The 2,553-nt window shown below is 76.0% G+C and carries 1 protein-coding gene; it reads right to left on the bottom strand.

Features of this window, described 5'->3' with window-relative positions; translation table 11 throughout:
* A partial coding sequence (locus ACIQI7_RS38900) for an acyltransferase domain-containing protein (protein ID WP_401119595.1) occupies window positions 1-2,553 on the bottom strand: 2,553 nt, incomplete at both ends.

Genomic DNA, 2,553 nt, shown 5'->3' with positions numbered 1-2,553 from the left:
CACACGCCACCACCAGATGACGCGCCAACAACGACCCCAACACCCCCGTACCACCCACCACCAACACCGCCCCCTCCGGATCCAACGCCACCGGGGCGCGGAGCTCGGCCGGTGCCGTCCGGGTGAGCCGGGGGGCGAGCAGGGTGCCGTCGCGCAGGGCGAGTTGAGGTTCGCCGCTCGCGAGGGCCGCGGCCAGGACCTCGCGGTCCGGGTCGGTGTCGACGTCCAGGAGGACGAAGCGGTCCGGGTGTTCGGACTGGGCGGAGAGCAGCAGGCCCCACAGGACCGAGGCGGAGAGCGCGCTCACGCCCTCGTCGGGGGTGGTGGCGACGGCCCCGCGGGTGAGCACGACGAGGCGCGAGAGCGCCAACCGCCCCTCGGCCAGCCAGTCCTGCAGCACCTCCAGGACGTGCTGGGCGATGGCGCGGGCCGCGCTGGGCACGTCCTGCTCGTTGCCCTCCGCGCCCAGGCAGGGGAGGATCACGGTGCCGGGCACCTCGGCGGCCCGGGCCAGGGCGGCCGGGTCGGGGTACGCCACGGTACCGGGCAGGGCGAGCGCGTCGGCGGAGCCGAGCACACCCCACGATTCCTCGGCGGCGGGCCGGGCGGCGTGGCCACCGAGGGCGGTCCAGTCCAGGTGGAACAGGTCGTCGCCGACCGGGGCGGGCCGGTCGGCCCGAACCCCGGCCTCGGCCCGGTCCTCGGCCTCGGAGCTCCGGCCCGTCCTCACCTCGGCGATGCTCAGGACGGGTTCGCCCATCGCGTCCACCGCGGACAGACGCGCGGTGCCGGCCCCCGTGGGCGTCAGCGACACGCGCAGCTCGGTGGCCCCGGTGGCGTACAGCTCGACCCCGGACCAGGAGCGGGGCTCACCGGCCCCGGCGAACGGTCGCAGTGCGGCGGCCAGCAGCACCGGGTGCAGGCCGTACCCGCCGGGGTCGGCGTGGTCCGGGAGTGCCACCTCGGCCCGGACGACGTCCTGGTCCGGACTCACGGCGGAGGCGGCGGCCGGGAGCGCCCCGGCGCCGACCGGGGTCTCGGTCAGTTCCCCGGTGGCGTGCCGGATCCAGTCTCCGGAGTCCCGCGAGAAGACGGCGAGGGAGCTGCGGCCGCGGTCCAGCGCGTCGATCACGACCCGCACGTCGGTCGTGGCCCGCCCGAGGCTCAGGGGCGTCTCGACGGTCAGCCGCTCCAGCCGGTCGCACCCGGCCCGGTCGGCCGCGGCCAGCGCCAGTTCGAGCAGCACGGCGTCCGGAACGTCCGCGGCCCAGGGGTGGGTCGTGGGCGAGAGGCGGCCGGTGAACACCCAGCCCTGCCCGTCGGGCCGCTCGACCGCCGCGCCCAGCAGCGGGTGCCCCACCGTCTCCAGGCCGGCCGACGCCACGTCCGCAACGGCGGTGTCCTCCTGCAGCCAGTAGGACCGGCGCTGGAAGGCGTACGTCGGCAGCTCCACCGGCCGCGCCCCGGCGAACAGCGGGGACCAGTCGACGGGCAGCCCGCCGGTGTGGAGGCGGGCCGCGTTCGTGAGGATCTGCCGTACGGCCCCGTGGTCACGGCGCAGGGAGCCCACGACGACCCGCTCGCCGCCGAGGGTCTCCTCGATGCCGGCGGTCAGGACGGGATGCGGGCTGGACTCCACGACGAACCCGTGGCCGGCGTCGGCCGCGGCCTGGACGGCTTCCTGGAACCGGATGGGCCGTCGGAGGTTCTCGTACCAGTAGCCGGCGTCCAGCCCCGCGGTGTCGAGGGGGGTCGCGGTGACGCTGGAGTAGAAGGCGATGTCGCAGCTCGCGGGGGTGATCCCGGCCAGCTCCGCCAGGAGCTGGTCCTGCAGCGGCTCGACGCTCGCGGAGTGGGAGGCGTAGTCGACGTCGATGCGGCGGCTGACGATCCCGCGGGCCTCGCAGCGGGCCATGAGCAGGTCGAGCGCCTCCGGGTCGCCCGAGACCACGGTCGAGGAGGGGCCGTTGACCGCGGCGATCTCGGCGTGGCCGCCGATGGCGGCCAGCAGTGCGCGGACGTCCTCGGCCGGGGCGGCGACGGAGGTCATGCCGCCGGTGCCCGCCAGGCTCAGCAGGGCCCGGCTGCGGACGGCGACGATCTTGGCCGAGTCCTCCAGGGACAGCGCGCCCGCGACATGGGCGGCGGCGATCTCGCCCTGGGAGTGGCCCACCACGGCGTCGGGGCGCACGCCCAGGGAGCGCCAGACCGCGGCCAGTCCGATCATGACGGCCCAGAGGGCCGGCTGGACGACGTCGACCCGCTGCAGCGGGGGTGCGCCGTCGACGCCGTTCAGGACGTCGAGCAGGGACCAGTCGACGTACGGGGCCAGGGCCTGGTCGCAGGCCCGGATCTGTTCCTCGAACGCCGGTGACTCGGCGAGCAGCTCCCGTGCCATGCCGGCCCACTGGGAGCCCTGGCCGGGGAAGACGAAGACGGTGCCGCGCCGACTGTCCGCGGGTGTGGTGGGGGGTGTGACGGTGACGTTGTCCGCCGTACCGCCCTCGGCCAGCGCCCGCAGTCCCGCGAGCAGCTCCTCACGGCCGGCCCCCG

Origin of the sequence: Kitasatospora sp. NPDC092039 (assembly GCF_044756065.1) — a bacterium.
Taxonomy (GTDB): Bacteria; Actinomycetota; Actinomycetes; order Streptomycetales; family Streptomycetaceae; genus Kitasatospora.
Note: the sequence above shows the minus strand (reverse complement) of the source record. Positions and strands in the feature narration are given on the sequence as shown.